This window comes from Streptomyces jeddahensis, assembly GCF_001642995.1.
GTDB lineage: Bacteria > Actinomycetota > Actinomycetes > Streptomycetales > Streptomycetaceae > Streptomyces > Streptomyces jeddahensis.
This window is the reverse complement of sequence record NZ_LOHS01000051.1, coordinates 70468-86153: the sequence shown is the minus strand read 5'-3', so window position 1 is coordinate 86153 and position 15686 is coordinate 70468. Positions and strand designations below refer to the sequence as shown.

Annotated in this window: 19 protein-coding genes, 1 tRNA gene and 1 pseudogene; 8 read left to right on the top strand and 13 right to left on the bottom strand. The window is 69.4% G+C overall.

What is annotated here, in order from left to right; genetic code table 11:
• Positions 1-4 precede the first annotated feature (4 nt).
• On the bottom strand, positions 5-325 hold the full coding sequence (locus tag STSP_RS07530; protein ID WP_067273797.1) for a DUF3618 domain-containing protein: 321 nt from the start codon (positions 323-325) through the stop codon (positions 5-7).
• A 168-nt stretch (positions 326-493) separates the two neighbouring features.
• Between STSP_RS07530 and bcp the strand changes: the two genes are divergently transcribed.
• The 4 genes and pseudogenes from bcp to STSP_RS07515 all read left to right on the top strand — a co-directional run bounded on the left by bcp (position 494) and on the right by STSP_RS07515 (position 2522).
• Positions 494-961, top strand: a complete 468-nt coding sequence (bcp, locus tag STSP_RS07525) for a thioredoxin-dependent thiol peroxidase (protein WP_067273794.1) — start codon at positions 494-496, stop codon at positions 959-961.
• Between the two features lie 143 nt (positions 962-1104).
• Positions 1105-1758, top strand: a complete 654-nt coding sequence (locus STSP_RS07520; RefSeq protein WP_067273792.1) for an HNH endonuclease signature motif containing protein — start codon at positions 1105-1107, stop codon at positions 1756-1758.
• Between the two features lie 8 nt (positions 1759-1766).
• A pseudogene (locus STSP_RS36735) lies at positions 1767-2433 on the top strand (HNH endonuclease).
• Between the two features lie 16 nt (positions 2434-2449).
• Positions 2450-2522, top strand: a tRNA-Leu gene (locus STSP_RS07515).
• A 55-nt stretch (positions 2523-2577) separates the two neighbouring features.
• On the opposite strand, the gene rdgB is transcribed toward STSP_RS07515, so the two are convergent.
• The 4 genes from rdgB to STSP_RS07495 form a co-directional block, all read right to left on the bottom strand.
• Positions 2578-3180, bottom strand: a complete 603-nt coding sequence (gene rdgB / locus STSP_RS07510) for an RdgB/HAM1 family non-canonical purine NTP pyrophosphatase (RefSeq protein ID WP_067273789.1) — start codon at positions 3178-3180, stop codon at positions 2578-2580.
• Positions 3181-3265: 85 nt separating this feature from the next.
• The gene (locus STSP_RS07505; RefSeq protein ID WP_067273787.1) at positions 3266-3658 is read right to left on the bottom strand and encodes a hypothetical protein; all 393 of its coding nucleotides are present in this window, start codon (positions 3656-3658) and stop codon (positions 3266-3268) included.
• A gap of 196 nt (positions 3659-3854) precedes the next feature.
• The gene (rph, locus tag STSP_RS07500; protein WP_067273785.1) at positions 3855-4586 is read right to left on the bottom strand and encodes a ribonuclease PH; all 732 of its coding nucleotides are present in this window, start codon (positions 4584-4586) and stop codon (positions 3855-3857) included.
• A gap of 136 nt (positions 4587-4722) precedes the next feature.
• Positions 4723-4956: a glucose PTS transporter subunit EIIB gene (locus tag STSP_RS07495; RefSeq protein WP_067273782.1), complete on the bottom strand. Its 234-nt coding sequence runs from the start codon at positions 4954-4956 to the stop codon at positions 4723-4725.
• 381 nt (positions 4957-5337) lie between these two features.
• Here STSP_RS07495 and STSP_RS07490 point away from each other — a divergent pair, with 381 nt between their 5' ends.
• Positions 5338-6597 (top strand): PTS transporter subunit EIIC, encoded by a 1260-nt coding sequence (locus STSP_RS07490; RefSeq protein WP_067273779.1) that lies wholly within the window; start codon positions 5338-5340, stop codon positions 6595-6597.
• Between the two features lie 113 nt (positions 6598-6710).
• Here the strand turns inward: STSP_RS07490 and STSP_RS07485 are convergent, their stop codons facing one another.
• Positions 6711-7472: an MBL fold metallo-hydrolase gene (locus STSP_RS07485; protein WP_067273777.1), complete on the bottom strand. Its 762-nt coding sequence runs from the start codon at positions 7470-7472 to the stop codon at positions 6711-6713.
• Positions 7473-7708: 236 nt separating this feature from the next.
• Between STSP_RS07485 and STSP_RS07480 the strand changes: the two genes are divergently transcribed.
• Positions 7709-8233 (top strand): type II toxin-antitoxin system PemK/MazF family toxin, encoded by a 525-nt coding sequence (locus tag STSP_RS07480; protein ID WP_067273774.1) that lies wholly within the window; start codon positions 7709-7711, stop codon positions 8231-8233.
• Between the two features lie 127 nt (positions 8234-8360).
• Here the strand turns inward: STSP_RS07480 and STSP_RS07475 are convergent, their stop codons facing one another.
• The 7 genes from STSP_RS07475 to clpS form a co-directional block, all read right to left on the bottom strand.
• Positions 8361-9311 carry a PLP-dependent cysteine synthase family protein gene (locus tag STSP_RS07475; RefSeq protein WP_067273772.1) on the bottom strand — a complete coding sequence of 317 codons (951 nt, stop codon included), beginning with the start codon at positions 9309-9311 and terminating at the stop codon, positions 8361-8363.
• Positions 9312-9316: 5 nt separating this feature from the next.
• Positions 9317-9595, bottom strand: a complete 279-nt coding sequence (locus tag STSP_RS07470; RefSeq protein ID WP_067273770.1) for a MoaD/ThiS family protein — start codon at positions 9593-9595, stop codon at positions 9317-9319.
• A gap of 109 nt (positions 9596-9704) precedes the next feature.
• Positions 9705-9806, bottom strand: coding sequence for a putative leader peptide (locus STSP_RS40915; protein WP_309484478.1), 102 nt, complete (start codon positions 9804-9806; stop codon positions 9705-9707).
• A gap of 107 nt (positions 9807-9913) precedes the next feature.
• On the bottom strand, positions 9914-10339 hold the full coding sequence (locus tag STSP_RS07465; protein ID WP_067273768.1) for a Mov34/MPN/PAD-1 family protein: 426 nt from the start codon (positions 10337-10339) through the stop codon (positions 9914-9916).
• A gap of 86 nt (positions 10340-10425) precedes the next feature.
• Positions 10426-11886, bottom strand: coding sequence for an amino acid permease (locus STSP_RS07460; RefSeq protein ID WP_198547289.1), 1461 nt, complete (start codon positions 11884-11886; stop codon positions 10426-10428).
• Between the two features lie 401 nt (positions 11887-12287).
• Positions 12288-12893 carry a DUF2017 domain-containing protein gene (locus STSP_RS07455; RefSeq protein ID WP_067273765.1) on the bottom strand — a complete coding sequence of 202 codons (606 nt, stop codon included), beginning with the start codon at positions 12891-12893 and terminating at the stop codon, positions 12288-12290.
• A gap of 66 nt (positions 12894-12959) precedes the next feature.
• Positions 12960-13277 carry an ATP-dependent Clp protease adapter ClpS gene (clpS, locus tag STSP_RS07450; RefSeq protein ID WP_067273764.1) on the bottom strand — a complete coding sequence of 106 codons (318 nt, stop codon included), beginning with the start codon at positions 13275-13277 and terminating at the stop codon, positions 12960-12962.
• 198 nt (positions 13278-13475) lie between these two features.
• Between clpS and STSP_RS07445 the strand changes: the two genes are divergently transcribed.
• Positions 13476-14807, top strand: a complete 1332-nt coding sequence (locus STSP_RS07445; protein ID WP_067273762.1) for a nicotinate phosphoribosyltransferase — start codon at positions 13476-13478, stop codon at positions 14805-14807.
• 269 nt (positions 14808-15076) lie between these two features.
• The gene (locus STSP_RS07440) at positions 15077-15661 is read left to right on the top strand and encodes an isochorismatase family protein (protein ID WP_067273759.1); all 585 of its coding nucleotides are present in this window, start codon (positions 15077-15079) and stop codon (positions 15659-15661) included.
• Positions 15662-15686 lie beyond the last annotated feature (25 nt).

The following is a 15686-nucleotide window of genomic DNA, read 5'->3' as shown; positions in this document are numbered from 1 at the left end:
GGGGTCAGCGCTTCCGCTTGCGCGAGCTCAGGGCCAGCAGCCCCACGACCCCGACGACGACGATCGCCACCGGCACGATCCGCTCGAAGCGCGGCGCCCCCTCCTCCGACACCAGCCGCGCCCGAACACCGCTCACGGCCCGGTTGACACCGACATACGCCCGCCCCAGCGTGTGATCGACACCGGACACGACCTTCGCCCTGGCATCACCGACGATCGTCTTCGGGTGCACCCGCATCCCGATCTCATCGAGGGTCTCGGCCAGCCGCTCACGCCGGAGCCTGATGTCCGCCTCGATCTGCGCAGGGGTCCTGGCATCCGACACCGCGCCGCCTCCGTGGTCGTATCCGATGGTCTTGCGTCCTACGTACTGGTCGACAGTCTGTCAGCTTCCGGCCCACCGCACCCCACGGCACCCCTATTACCCTCGTTCCGTAACCAGCCACGGGGGATCCGCCCCCTTGCCGTCCCCCCTGCGAGGAGACCGAAGAACATGAGCGAGCGACTCCAGCCCGGCGACACCGCCCCCGCCTTCACCCTGCCCGACGCCGACGGCAACGAGGTCTCCCTCGCGGACCACAAGGGCCGCAAGGTCATCGTCTACTTCTACCCGGCCGCCCTCACCCCCGGCTGCACCAAGCAGGCGTGCGACTTCACGGACAACCTGGAGGTCCTCGCCGGCGCCGGCTACGACGTGATCGGCATCTCCCCCGACAAGCCGGAGAAGCTCGCGAAGTTCCGCGAGAAGGAGGACCTGAAGGTCACCCTCCTGGCCGACCCCGACAAGACGGTCACCGAGGCCTACGGCGCGTACGGCGAGAAGAAGAACTACGGCAAGACGTACATGGGCGTCATCCGCTCCACGGTGATCGTGGACGAGGAGGGCAAGGTCGAACGGGCCCTGTACAACGTGCGGGCCACGGGCCACGTCGCCAAGATCATCAAGGATTTGGGGATCTGAGACCCGCTCCCATCCTCTTCTCGAACGGCCCGCACCGGCATGATCCGGTGCGGGCCGCTCCACTTTTCCCACGTGACCGTCCGATGAGCAGATCGTTACTCCGTACGAGCCGCGAACACGCGGCCGGAGACGGAGGGGAATCGATGGGGGCCAGCGCGTACACCAGGGAGCGGCTGGAGGAGGCGGCTCGCGGGGCACGGACGTTGTCGGAGGCGTTGGAGAGGTTGGGGGTGGATCCGAGGAGTTCGACGCGGCGGTATGTGTTCGAGCGGATGAAGAAGCTGGGGGTGGAGACGTCGCACTTTGAGCGTGAGGGGGTCAAGTGGACCCGGGAGGTCCTCCAGGCTGCGGTCTCAGCGTCGACGAACATGTGTGAAGTGCTGCGGCAACTCGGACTCGAGGTCGTCGGCGGACACCACACGCACATCAGCCGCCGTATCAAGGCGTACGGCATCGACACATCGCACTTCCAGGTGCCGACGCGGCGGGGAAAGCCCTGGCGCCCTCGTACGCCGGAGGGTCTGCTCGTCGAGCAGGCGGCCACTCATGCCCGGCGCATCCCGAGCGACCGCCTCAAGTGGGCGATGACGGCTGTGGGAGTACGGGAGCAGTGCGCTCTGTGCGGCACGGAAGCGGTCTGGCGGGGGCACCCGCTTCCTCTCGAGGTCGACCACGTCGACGGCAACTGGCGCGACAACCGCATCGAGAACCTACGGTTCCTGTGCCCCAACTGCCACTCGACGACGGACAACTACCGGGGACGTGGTAAGGGTTTCGCCAGGGCTGGCGCCGCGTGAATGGGGGCGTGCAGTACACCCGCGAGCGACTGGCCGAAGCCGCCGCGCAGTGTTCCGACATCGATGAGGTCATCGCGTTCTTCGGCACCCGACCGTACGGCAACCTCCGCCGCCATCTCTTCCGGCGTTTCGACCACTTTGGGATCGACGTCTCCCACATGCAACGCCGGGGGCGAGCCAACGGAGTGCCCGCCAAACCGGCCGCCGACGAGTTGCACCGCGCGGTCGAGGGAGCGACCTCCATTCGCCGGTGCTCTCCGCGCTCTGGGGATGGAGCCCTACAGCGGCCGGCTGCGCACCCTGTTCCACCAGTGGGTAGCAGAGGACAACCTTGACGTCTCCCACTTCCTGGGGCAGGCACATCAGCGAGGAAGGCCGGGCACGGTCCCCGCCAAGCGTCCGGAGGACATCCTTATCCAGCACGACGGCAAGCGCCGGACAAGGACCCGTCTACTGCGTCGCGCGCTCCGTGACGCTGGCGTACCCGAGGAATGCGCCGAGTGCGGGATCGGACCGGAGTGGCTCGGCAAGCCCATGACGTTGGAGGTCGATCACATCAATGGGGACTGGAGCGACGACCGCGGCGAGAACCTGCGGTTGCTGTGCCCTAACTGCCACGCGACAACCAGCACCTGGTGTCGAGGCGGGCAGCGACGACATACTCTCCCCCAGTAAAGTAGGACGCTGTCGGGCGCCCGTACGCCAATGGCCGAGCGGCGATCTTTAGGTGGTCGTGTTTGTCGGTTCGAATCCGACCGGGCGCACAGCTAAGCAGAGCCCCGCACCTTCGATTCGTAGGTGCGGGGCTCTTTCGTGAAGTCAGCCCAGCAGCTCCCGCACCACCGGCACCAGCGCCCGGAACGCCTTCCCCCGGTGGCTGATCGCGTTCTTCTCCTCGGGGCTGAGTTCCGCGCACGTACGGGTCTCGCCGTCGGGCTGGAGGATCGGGTCGTAGCCGAAGCCGTTCGTGCCGGCGGGGGTGTGGCGGAGGGTGCCCGTCAGGCGGCCTTCGACGACGCGCTCGGTGCCGTCCGGGAGGGCGAGGGCCGCGGCGCAGGCGAAGTGGGCGGCGCGGTGTTCGTCGGAGATGTCGGCGAGCTGGGCCAGGAGGAGCTCGAGGTTGGCCTGGTCGTCGCCGTGGCGGCCGGCCCAGCGGGCGGAGAAGATGCCGGGGGCGCCGCCGAGTACGTCGACGCAGAGGCCCGAGTCGTCGGCGACGGCGGGCAGGCCGGTGGCCTGCGCCAGGGCGTGGGCCTTGAGCAGGGCGTTCTCGGCGAAGGTGACGCCGGTCTCCTTGACGTCGGGGACGTCCGGGTAGGCCTCGGCGCCGATGAGGTCGTGGGTGAGGCCGGCGTCGGCGAGGATGGCCTTGAGTTCGGTGATCTTTCCGGCGTTGCGGGTGGCGAGGATCAGGCGGGTCATGCCACCAGTATCGCGGGGTGTGGGGACCGCCCGTCCAGGGCCCCCGGGCGGCGGCCGGGACCCCGGACGGGCGGCTTGGCCTGCCTTATGGCGTGCAGACCTTCGTCAGTTCGCCCGCCGCGTCCGTGACCGGGGTGATGTCCGGTGTCTCGTCGCCGTTCTTGATGGCCTGGCGGACGTTGTCGACGGCCTTGCCGAGGTCGTCGACCGCCTTGTTGACGTCGGCGTTGTCGGTCTTGTCGCCGATCTCGTCGAGGTTCTGGTCGATGGAGTCGAGCGCCTCGGCGGCCTGGGTCGGGTCGTTGGCGGCGGTGTCGACGGCTTGCTTGAGTTCGGTGACGCTGTCGGCTATCGCGTCGGCGGTCTGCACGCAGTCCAGTGCCTTGTCGACGGCGCTGCAGCCGGCGGCGAGGGGCACGGCGAGCGCCAGGCCGGCCAGGGCGATGGCGGTGCTGATACGTCGGCGGCTCGATGCCATGTCGGCGGTTCCTCCCAGGGGGTTGCGGACGGGCGCACGGTGTTGCCCGTACGCCCGCACCTGTAATAACGCGCGGAGGAGCCTTCTTGGTTGCTTCTTTACTCTTTCCCCGCGCCGCCCTCGCCCGCCGGGCACCCGTGCGGGCAGCCGAGCACCCGTGCAGGCAGTCGGGCATCCGTGCAGGCCGAAGGCCCCGCTACCGCTGCTGTTCGAGCGCGGCGCGCTGGATGGCCGTGAGTTCCGTGCATCCGGAAACGGCCAGGTCGAGCAGTGAGTTGAGCTCCTCGCGGGCGAAGGGCTCGGCCTCGGCGGTGCCCTGGACCTCCACGAACCGGCCGTCGCCGGTGCAGACGACGTTCATGTCGGTCTCGGCGCGCACGTCCTCCTCGTAGCAGAGGTCGAGGAGCGGTACGCCGCCCACGATGCCGACGGAGACGGCGGAGACGGTGCCGGTGAGCGGGTTGCGGCCGGCCTTGACGAGCTTCTTCTTCTGCGCCCAGGCGACGGCGTCGGCGAGTGCGACGTAGGCGCCGGTGATGGCGGCGGTGCGGGTGCCGCCGTCGGCCTGGAGGACGTCGCAGTCGAGGACGATGGTGTTCTCGCCGAGGGCCTTGTAGTCGATGACGGCGCGCAGGGAGCGGCCGATGAGGCGGCTGATCTCGTGCGTACGGCCGCCGATCTTGCCCTTGACGGACTCGCGGTCGCCGCGGGTGTTGGTGGAGCGGGGCAGCATCGCGTACTCGGCGGTGACCCAGCCCTCGCCGCTGCCCTTGCGCCAGCGCGGGACGCCTTCGGTGACGGAGGCGGTGCAGAAGACCTTGGTGTCGCCGAAGGAGATGAGGACCGAGCCCTCGGCGTGCTTGCTCCAGCCGCGTTCGATGGTGACGGGGCGGAGCTGTTCGGGCGTACGGCCGTCGATTCTGGACATGCTGCCGAGCCTAGCCCGAATGGTGAAGACCCCGTTCCGGGCGGGTGCGGAACGGGGCTGCCGGGCGGCTTCGGCGTGGCCTCGCCCCCGGCTCACGTCATGTCGGCGACGAGGTCAGATTCCGTCGTCGACGGGGTCACATCATGTCTTCGATGTCGGCCGCGATCGGGTCGGCGTCGGTGCCGATGACGACCTGGATCGCCGTGCCCATCTTGACCACGCCATGTGCTCCGGCGGCCTTCAGCGCGGCCTCGTCGACCTTGCCGGGGTCGACGACCTCGGTCCGCAGGCGGGTGATGCAGCCCTCGATCTCTTCGATGTTGTCGATGCCGCCGAGCCCGGCGACGATCTTCTCAGCCTTGGTGGCCATTCCTTGCTCCGTTCACCTTGACCCGTTTTGCCACGGTAACCCACGGTCGGACCGTCTTCACGAGCGGTCACGCCACCCGTCACCCACTGGTCTACACCAATATTCCGACGGCCGCCAAGCCCCGCCCCTACCTCACTCGGGGATCGACCGACCCGAACTTCGGCGCCCCTCTTACGTGACCACACGCCCACCCGAACCCCACCACCCGGCTTTATGGCACGATGTCCCGATATGCCCAAAGCCACAATATTCGCGGGTTCCTTATCCAGCCTTCGCCGTGCTACAACAGGTCTACACCAGTCAGTGGTGTAGACCACACCCCCCTTGCTGCCCTCCATCTTCCCCCATGCCCCGGCAGCACCCGGCACACGGAGGACGTTCATGAGCACCGGTACCGACACGGCGGCCCCCGCGGCCCCTGCGAAGAAACGGGGAGCCGGCCTGTTCCAGGGCCTGCAGAAGGTCGGCCGCAGCCTGCAGCTGCCGATCGCCGTGCTGCCCGCCGCCGGCATCCTGCTGCGCCTCGGCCAGCCGGACGTCTTCGGCGCCGACGGGCTGGGCTGGGACAAGGTCGCCTCGGTCTTCGCGACCGCCGGTGGCGCGGTCTTCGACAACCTGCCGATGCTCTTCTGTATCGGTGTCGCCATCGGCTTCGCCAAGAAGGCCGACGGCTCCACCGCGCTCGCCGCGCTCGTCGGCTTCCTGGTCTACAGCAACGTACTGAAGGCCTTCCCGGTCACCGAGGCCAAGATCCAGGACGGCGCGGACATCGCCGCGACCTACAACAACCCGGGCGTCTTCGGCGGCATCGTGATGGGTCTGCTGGCCGCCGTGCTGTGGCAGAAGTTCCACCGCACCAAGCTGGTCGACTGGCTCGGCTTCTTCAACGGGCGCCGGCTCGTCCCGATCATCATGGCCTTCGTCGGCACCCTGGTCGGCGTCGTCTTCGGTCTGGTCTGGGAGCCCATCGGCGAGGGCATCAGCGCCTTCGGCGAGTGGATGACGGGTCTCGGCGCCGCCGGTGCCGGCCTCTTCGGTGCGATCAACCGCGCGCTGATCCCGGTGGGTATGCACCAGTTCGTGAACACCGTGGCCTGGTTCCAGCTCGGTGACTTCACCAACTCCGCCGGCCAGGTCGTCCACGGCGACCTGAACCGCTTCTTCGCGGGCGACCCGGACGCCGGTATGTTCATGTCCGGCTTCTTCCCGATCATGATGTTCGGCCTCCCGGCCGCCGCGCTCGCCATCGCGCACTCGGCCCGCCCCGAGCGCCGCAAGGCCGTCCTGGGCATGATGATCTCGCTCGCCCTCACCTCGTTCGTCTGCGGTGTCACCGAGCCGATCGAGTTCTCGTTCATGTTCATCGCGCCGCTGCTGTACGCCGTCCACGCGGTGCTCACCGCGATCTCGATGGCCGTGACCTGGGCGCTCGGCGTGCACGCCGGGTTCACCTTCTCCGCGGGCTTCCTCGACTACGCACTGAACTGGAACCTGGCCACCAAGCCGTGGCTGATCATCCCGATCGGCCTGGTCTTCGCGGTGATCTACTACGTGGTGTTCCGCTTCGCGATCACCAAGTTCGACCTGCCGACCCCGGGCCGCGAGCCCGAGGCGGAGGTCGAGGACCTCACCAGGGCGTAAGCAGGTCCTGGACAGCGCAGAGGCCCCCGGAGCAGACGAGCTCCGGGGGCCTCCGTCATGTCGTGCGGGCCCCGGCCTTCGTACGAGCAGACCTCGTACGCCTAGGTCGTCACCTACGACACCTGGATCTCGTACGACACCCCGGGCGCCGCCAGCTCCACCGGGCCGTCGAACACGGCACGGGCGTCCGCGGCGTTGACCTCGGGGTCCGTCCACGGCGGGATGTGGGTCAGGACCAGGCGCCGGACCCCGGCGCGCTGGGCGATCTCGCCCGCCTCGCGGCCGTTGAGATGGAGGTCGGGAATGGTCTCCTTGCCGTGCGTGAACGCGGCCTCGCACAGGAACAGATCGGTGCCGAGGGCGAGTTCGACCAGGGAGTCGCACACGCCGGTGTCCCCGGAGTACGTCAGCGAGGAACCGCCGTGCTCGAGGCGGATGGCGTACGCCTCGATGGGGTGGCGCACCCTCTCCGTGTGCACCGTGAAGGGGCCGATCTCGAAGGTGCCCGGCTTGACGGTGTGGAAGTCGAAGACCTCGCTCATGGACGACGCGGAGGGCGTGTCGCCGTAGGCGGTGGTCAGTCGCTGCTCGGTGCCCTCGGGCCCGAAGACCGGGAGGGGAGCGGCGCGGCCGCCGTCGTGCCGGTAGTAGCGCGCCACGAAATAGGCGCACATGTCGATGCAGTGATCGGCGTGCAGATGGCTGAGGAAGATGGCGTCGAGGTCGTAGAGACCGCAGTGGCGCTGCAGCTCGCCCAGGGCGCCGTTGCCCATGTCGAGGAGCAGCCGGAAGCCGTCGGCCTCGACGAGGTAGCTCGAGCAGGCCGATTCCGCGGACGGGAACGACCCCGAGCAGCCGACGACGGTGAGCTTCATGGAGCAGAAACCTCCGCTGGCAGGATGAGAAAACGGGGGTCGTGCGGTGCGTCGAGCGTAAGGCGCAAAAGCCTTCGTCGCTTCTCCGTCACGGGCTGTTGTGGGCGAACTCACCTGCTGTGTCACCGGATCGGATGGCTGTGCGGTCGGGGCGCGCCGACGCTGATCCGACGGGCGGCGCGGGCGTGGGAGGCGGCGGGGCGGCAGTGGGCCGGGCCCGCCGGTACCGTCGGTACATGGACACGTCCTGGTGGCTGGCCCTGGCCGCCGTGGTGCTGCTCGCGCTGGTCGCGGCGCTGGCCGACGGCTGGGGGCCGCACCGTGTGCGGCGCCGGCGCGGCAGGACCCGGCCGCCGGGACGGCCCGGTGAGCGGCCGGAGCGGCCGCGGCAGCGCGTGACCAGGGCGCCCAGGCCGAAGCCGGCGGAGATCTGGTGGGCGAACGTGCCGTTCGAGCCGGGCGGGGGTGCCCCGGGGGGTTCGGAACGGGCGGCGCAGGGTGCCGCGCGGGCCAAGGACCGGCCGTGTCTGGTGCTGTCGGTGCACGGCGACACCGCACTCGTGGCGAAGATCACCAGCAAGTACCGCGACGAGCGCCCGGGCGTGATCGCGCTGCCACCGGGGTCCGTGGGCGATGCGCAGGGCCGCCCGAGTTTCCTGGAGACGGACGAGCTGCGGAACGTGGCCGTGTGGGAGTTTCGCCGGCGGGCGGGGGTGGCGGACCCGGTCCTGTGGGACCAGGTCCGCCATCTCGCTCGGTAGCCGCCCCGAGGGGCTAAGCGGGTCTGCCGAAGTCCGGTGTAGTTCGGCAGCGCCCCAAAGGGCGCGGGGAACTGCGCGACGAGCCACGACGGACCCGCAGGGTTGCACCGGACTTCCAGCGGAGCGCTTAGGCCCAAAGCTGCCCGTGCAGCGTCTCGATGGCCTCTTCCGTCGTGGCCGCGGTGTAGACCCCGGTCGACAGGTACTTCCAGCCGCCGTCGGCGACGATGAAGACGATGTCCGCGGACTCGCCCGCCTTGACCGCCTTCTTGCCGACGCCGATCGCGGCGTGCAGTGCGGCGCCCGTGGAGACGCCCGCGAAGATCCCCTCCTGCTGGAGGAGTTCCCGGGTGCGGGTGACGGCGTCGGCGGAGCCGACCGAGAAGCGCGTGGTCAGCACGGACGCGTCGTACAGCTCGGGTACGAAGCCCTCGTCGAGGTTGCGCAGGCCGTAGACGAGATCGTCGTAGCGCGGCTCGGCGGCGACGATCTTGACGTCCGGCTTGTGCTCGCGCAGGTAGCGGCCGACGCCCATGAGGGTGCCGGTCGTGCCGAGGCCCGCCACGAAGTGCGTGATGGACGGCAGGTCGGCGAGGATCTCGGGGCCGGTGGTCGCGTAGTGCGCGCCCGCGTTGTCCGGATTGCCGTACTGGTAGAGCATCACCCAGTCCGGGTGCGATGCGGCGAGCTCCTTGGCCATGCGTACGGCGGTGTTGGAGCCGCCCGCCGCGGGGCTGGGGATGATCTCCGCGCCCCACATGCCGAGCAGGTCGCGCCGCTCCTGCGAGGTGTTCTCCGGCATGACGCACACCATGCGGTAGCCCTTGAGCTTCGCGGCCATGGCGAGCGAGATGCCCGTGTTGCCGGAGGTGGGCTCGAGGATGGTGCAGCCGGGCGTGAGGCGCCCGTCCTTCTCGGCCTGCTCGATCATGTGCAGCGCGGGTCGGTCCTTGACCGAGCCGGTCGGGTTGCGGTCCTCGAGCTTCGCCCAGATCCGGACGTCCTCGGACGGCGAGAGCCGCGGCAGCCGGACGAGCGGCGTGTTGCCGACCGCTGCGAGGGGGGAGTCGTACCGCATGCCGATCAGGCCATACCGCCGGCCACGGCCGGCAGGATCGTCACGCTGTCGCCGTCGGCCAGCTTGGTGTTGATGCCGTCGAGGAAGCGGACGTCCTCGTCGTTCAGGTAGACGTTGACGAAGCGGCGTAGCTGGTCGCCGTCGACGATCCGGGCCTGGATTCCGGCGTGCCGGGTCTCGAGGTCGGCGAAGAGCGCGGCGAGGGTGTCCCCGCTGCCCTCGACGGCCTTCGCACCTTCGGTGTACTGGCGGAGGATGGTCGGGATGCGGACCTCGATGGCCATGGATGGGCTCCTGTCGGAAGAAGTCTGGTCGGTGGGCGCGCGGCCGGCATGCGAATGCGCACGGTGGTGCTTGGGGGCGCCGCGGCTCACGGCCGTACGGCGGGACGGCTCAGCGCGGACAGATGGCGCTGGCCAGCCTGCACAGGTCGACGTGCAGCCGCGCCACGAGCAGCATGCCCGGCGTCTTGTCGCTCACGTCGTCGATAACCATGGGGTCATCGTATCGATTCCCGGTCCGGTCTCCGGAATGGCATCTCAGCTGCTGGACGATTGCCGTTCGCCAGCCGGACCGTTCCTGCACAGGGCCGTGTTCTGCGCTCAGCCGTAGGCCTCGACGATCTTCACTTCCTCCTCCGTGACCTCGCCGTCGACGATGCGGAAGGAGCGGAACTGGAAGGGTCCGGCGTCGTCGGTGTCCGCCGTGGAGACCAGCACGTAGTGGGCGCCCGGCTCGTTGGCGTAGCTGATGTCGGTGCGCGACGGGTAGGCCTCGGTCGCCGTGTGCGAGTGGTAGATGACCACGGGCTCCTCGTCGCGGTCGTCCATCTCGCGGTAGAGCTTGAGCAGGTCGCCCGAGTCGAACTCGTAGAACGTCGGTGAGCGGGCGGCGTTCAGCATCGGGATGAACCGCTCGGGACGGCCGGAGCCCACGGGGCCCGCGACGACGCCGCACGCCTCGTCGGGGTGGTCCTGGCGCGCGTGCGCGACGATCTGGTCGTGGAGGGCCTGGGTGATGGTGAGCATGCCGCTCAGGATATGCGGGCGGGCCGCCCGTACCGAAGGGTGGTACGAGCGGCCCGCATGCTGAACACCTGGGGCGTGGGTCCGGCTCAGCCGACCTTCTCGAGGGTGCCCTCACCGCGCTGCGCGACCTGCGGGTTGCGGGCCTTGAGGACGAACCAGCCGATGGCCAGCGCGGCGGCCCAGCCGGCCATGACGTACAGGCAGATCCGGGAGTCGGCGTCGTACGCGATGAGGCCGGTGACGAAGAGCAGGAACGCGATGGCGACGTACGAGAACACCGAGCCGCCCGGGGCCGGGAAGGAGGAGGCGGGCAGCCGGCCGGCGACGACCGCGCGGCGGTAGAGGACGTGGCTGACGAGGATCATGAGCCAGGTCCAGATGCCGGCCGCGGTGGCCACCGAGGTGACGTAGCCGAACGCCTTCTCCGGGACGATGTAGTTGAGGACCACGCCGATGCCCATGAAGAGCACCGAGACCGTGATGCCGAACGCGGGCGTCTTGGTGGCGGACAGCTTGTTGAAGGCCTTGGGCGCCTCGCCGTTGTCGGCCAGGGTGCGCAGCATGCGGCCCGTCGAGTACATGCCGGAGTTGCAGGACGACAGGGCCGCGGTGAGCACCACGAAGTTCACGATGGCGGCACCCGCCGGAATGCCGATCTTGGCGAAGGCCGCGACGAACGGGCTCACACCGGGCCCGAACTCGGTCCACTTCACCACGCACAGGATGACGGTGAGGGCACCGACGTAGAAGAGCGCGATACGCCAGGGCAGGGTGTTGATCGCCTTGGGGAGCGTCTTCTCGGGGTTCTCGGACTCACCGGCCGTGACGCCGACGAGCTCGACGGCGAGGTAGGCGAACATGACGCCCTGCAGGGTCATCAGCGAGGAGCCGACGCCCTTCGGGAAGAAGCCGTCGAAGGCCCAGAGGTTGGAGACGGAGGCGGTGTCGCCGGCGGCGCTGAAGCCGAAGGTGAGGACGCCCAGGCCGATCACGATCATGCCGATGAGCGCGGTGACCTTGACCATCGAGAACCAGAACTCGATCTCGCCGAAGAGCTTCACCGAGATCAGGTTGGCCACGAAGAGGATCAGCAGGAAGGCCAGGGCCGTGACCCACCGCGGGATCTCCGGGAACCAGTAGTTGATGTAGATCGCGGCGGCGGTGAGCTCCGCCATGCCGGTGACGACCCACATCAGCCAGTACGTCCAGCCGGTGAAGTAGCCGAAGAACGGGCCGAGGAACTCGCGTGAGTACTCCGCGAACGAGCCCGAGACCGGGCGGTAGAGCAGAAGCTCGCCGAGCGCCCGCATGATGAAGAAGATGATCACGCCCGCGAGGGCGTACATCAGGATGAGGCTGGGGCCGGCCTTGGCGATGTTCGCCCCGGCTCCCAGGAAGAGGCCGACGCCGATGGCGCCGCCGATCGCGATCATCTGGACCTGGCGGCTGCCGAGCCCGCGCTCGTACCCCTCTTCGGGGGCGTCGCCGCCCACGACTCCACTGCGACCGTGCTCGTCGTGATGCTTGTCGACCTGCGCAGAGGTCATGCTGATGTGCGCCTTTCTCCATGCCGATCCGAGCCACCTGACGGCTTCGGACCGGGTCTCGATCCCCCTGGATGTGATGGAGCTGTGCCGACCGGCGGTCTGCCGGCATGGGCGCCCCCGTCAGGGCATGGGTGACTCCTGACGGGTGGTCGTGAAGATCTATCACGGCCGCAGAGGTGATCGATTGAGGCGGATATGGCACACGCCACAGGAAGAAGCGGACAAAAAGGCGCTCGACACGCCATAAGCCGCCGCGTTGGTGACCGGATCGTTATCCGGAATTGAGCGTCCGTTGAGCGAACACTCTGCGTCATTGCTCGGGTACGACAAGTCCCCCATGTCGGGACATGGGGGACGAGTTCGGCGGTACGTCAGGACACCGGGCGTCAGGACACCAGGCGTCAGGACATCAGGGTGTCGACCAGCGTCTCCTGCAGCCCGCCCAGCCACAGATACGCCATCACCATCGGCTTGCGCGGATCCTCGTCCGGCAGCCGGTAGAGCACATCGGCGTCCTCCTCGTCCTCGATGTCGAGGCGGGATCCGATGGCCAGACGGAGGTCGTTGAGCGCGCCGAGCCACTGCCGGGACTGGTCGGGCGACAGCTCGAGCACGGCACCGCCGTGGCCCGCGACCGCCAGCGAGTCCAGGGAGCGGATCACCGCGAGGGCGTCCTCGCGCTTCCTCGCCCGCAGGTCGTTCTCGGTGAAGCGGCGGAACTCGGCGGAGTACGCCCGCAGCTCGTCGGCCTGGCCTGGCTGCGCCTCCTCGCCGCCCGGCCCGCTGTACGCGTCCGGGAAGAGCCGCTGCAGCACGGGGTCGGAGGGCGGCTCGCTCGGGCCCTCCGCGAAGAGTTCGGCGAGCGGGTCGTCGGACGCGTCGCCGCCCGGGCCCGGTCCGACGAGTTCCAGAAGCTGGACCGCCAGCGACCGGATGATGGAGATCTCGACCTCGTCGAGCGCGACGGCCGCGCCGCCCCCGGAGATCGGTTCGAAATGTCCTGGCATGAGGGAGAGTCGTCTGCTTCCGGTCCTGAGGAGAGTCGCTGCTTGCGGTCCGAAGGAGGAGGGGCGCTACTTGCGGTCCTGCTGGAGGGTGGCCCACAGACCGTAGCCGTGCATGGCCTGCACGTCGCGTTCCATCTCCTCGCGCGTCCCGCTGGACACCACCGCCCGCCCCTTGTGGTGGACGTCCAGCATCAGTTTCGTGGCCTTGTCCTTGGAGTACCCGAAGTAGGTCTGGAAGACATACGTCACGTAGCTCATCAGGTTGACCGGGTCGTTGTGGACGATCGTGACCCAGGGGACGTCGGGCTCTGGTACGGCGAAGGACTCCTCCGCGGACTCGGTGCGTTCGACTTCTAGGGGTGCTGGGGCCGTCACACGGCCCATGCTGCCACTTGGGATGGGGGACCGCACAAACGGCCCGGCGGTGCCCGCCACAAATGAACCACGGAAATCGTCAAAGTGACGAGATTTGGCGTAGCATCGCTCGTATGCCGCAATTCCGGGGGCACGCTCCCGGACCCCGGAACCCGACCGGGGTGCCCCACGAGTCACGAGTCACGAGTCATCGCGAGGAGATCCACAGTGAACGCCCCGGATCTGCGCCTGCCGGTGGACGTCCCGTCCACGGCCCTCTTCACGGACCACTACGAGCTGACCATGCTCCAGGCCGCGCTCCGCGCGGGCACGGCCGGCCGGCGGTCGGTCTTCGAGGTCTTCACGCGCAGACTGCCCGAGGGGCGCCGCTACGGGGTTGTGGCCGGCACCGGCCGCGTGCTGGACGCCGTGGAGAACTTCCGCTTCGACGAGGGCGTCCTCGGCTTCCTGCGCGAGCGCGGCATCGTGGACGAGCCCACGCTCGCCTGGCTCTCCGAGTACCGCTTCAGCGGCGACATCTGGGGCTACCCCGAGGGCGAGGTGTACTTCCCCGGCTCCCCCATCCTGCGCGTCGAGGGCACCTTCGCGGAGTGCGTGCTCCTCGAGACCGTGATCCTGTCGATCCTCAACCACGACTCGGCGATCGCGGCCGCCGCGTCGCGCATGTCGTCGGCGGCCGGGGACCGCCCGCTGATCGAGATGGGCGCCCGCCGCACCCACGAGCTCGCGGCCGTGGCCGCGTCGCGGGCCGCCTACGTCGGCGGCTTCACGAGCACCTCGGACCTGGCCGCGGGCTTCCGCTACGGCATTCCGACGGTCGGCACGTCCGCCCACGCCTTCACGCTGCTGCACGACACCGAGCGCGACGCGTTCCAGGCCCAGGTGGCCACGCTCGGCACCGGTACGACGCTGCTGGTCGACACGTACGACGTGGCCGAGGCCGTGCGCACCGCCGTCGAGATCGCCGGCCCCGAGCTGGGCGCCGTGCGCATCGACTCCGGCGACCTGTTGCTGGTCGCGCACCGGGTACGCCAGCAGCTGGACGAGCTGGGCGCCAAGAACACGCGGATCGTCGTGACGTCGGACCTCGACGAGTACGCGATCGCGTCGCTGCGGGCCGCCCCCGTGGACGCGTACGGCGTGGGCACCCAGCTGGTGACCGGCTCCGGCCACCCCACCTGCTCGATGGTCTACAAGCTGGTGGCGCGCGCCGACAGCGACGCCCCGACGGCTCCCCTCGTCCCCGTCGCGAAGAAGGCGACGGGCGGCAAGACGTCGATCGGCGGCCGCAAGTGGGCCGCGCGGCGGCTCGACGAGTACGGGGTGGCCGAGGCGGAGGTGGTCGGCACCGGCCCGGTCCCGGACGGGCTGCGGGACCAGCAGCTGCTCGTCGAGCTCGTCAAGGCCGGGGACGTGGTCGCCCGCGAGCCGCTCGACGTCGTCCGCGACCGGCACGTCGAGGCCCGCGCCCGGCTGCCGCTGTCGGCGACGCAGCTGTCCCGCGGCGAGCCGGTGATCCCGACCGAGTACTGCGTCTGACACCGCCCGGGCGGCGCCGGCGTGCGTACGTCTGGGGCTGCCGGTACGCAACGGCACTGCTGGGAAGGCCCGCGCATGAACGCCTGGTGAGCGGGAATGCAACGACAGGCACATACGAATCCGCAAGCGGGCAAGGGCCCCCTCCCGCACCGCACTTGAAGTCTCTAGGCTCGGTTCCACAGGCCGAGCCGCGCCCATCCGAGAGCCCCCGGGCCGGGGGCCCGGGGAGCCCTCCCCGGGACGTCACAGCCAGCCGAAGGACAGCCACCATGCGCCGCGCCTTGATCGTCGTAGACGTGCAGAACGACTTCTGCGAGGGCGGCAGCCTCGCGGTCGCCGGGGGTGCCGACGTCGCTGCCGCCATCACCGAACTGATCGGCCAGGCTCCCGCCGGGTACCGCCATGTCGTCGCGACGCGCGACCACCACATCGCCCCCGGTGACCACTTCTCGGACCGGCCGGACTTCCGCCACTCGTGGCCCGCGCACTGCGTAGCGGGCACGGAGGGCGTCGGCTTCCACCCGAACTTCGCACCGGCGGTGGCCTCGGGCGGGGTCGACGCGGTCTTCGACAAGGGCGCGTACGCAGCGGCGTACAGCGGCTTCGAGGGCGTCGACGAGAACGGCACGCCGCTGGCCGACTGGCTGCGCGACCGCCAGATCACCGAGGTCGACGTGGTGGGCATAGCCACGGACCACTGTGTCCGCGCGACGGCGCTGGACGCGGTCCGTGAGGGCTTCCGCACCCAGGTGCTCCTGGACCTCACCGCGGGGGTGAACGAGCAGACGACCGAGCTGGCGCTCGAGGAAATGCGCGAGGCGGGCGTGGAGCTGACGGGCAAGCCCATCGTGTAGCCGGCCCGTCGTGTAGCCGGCCGGC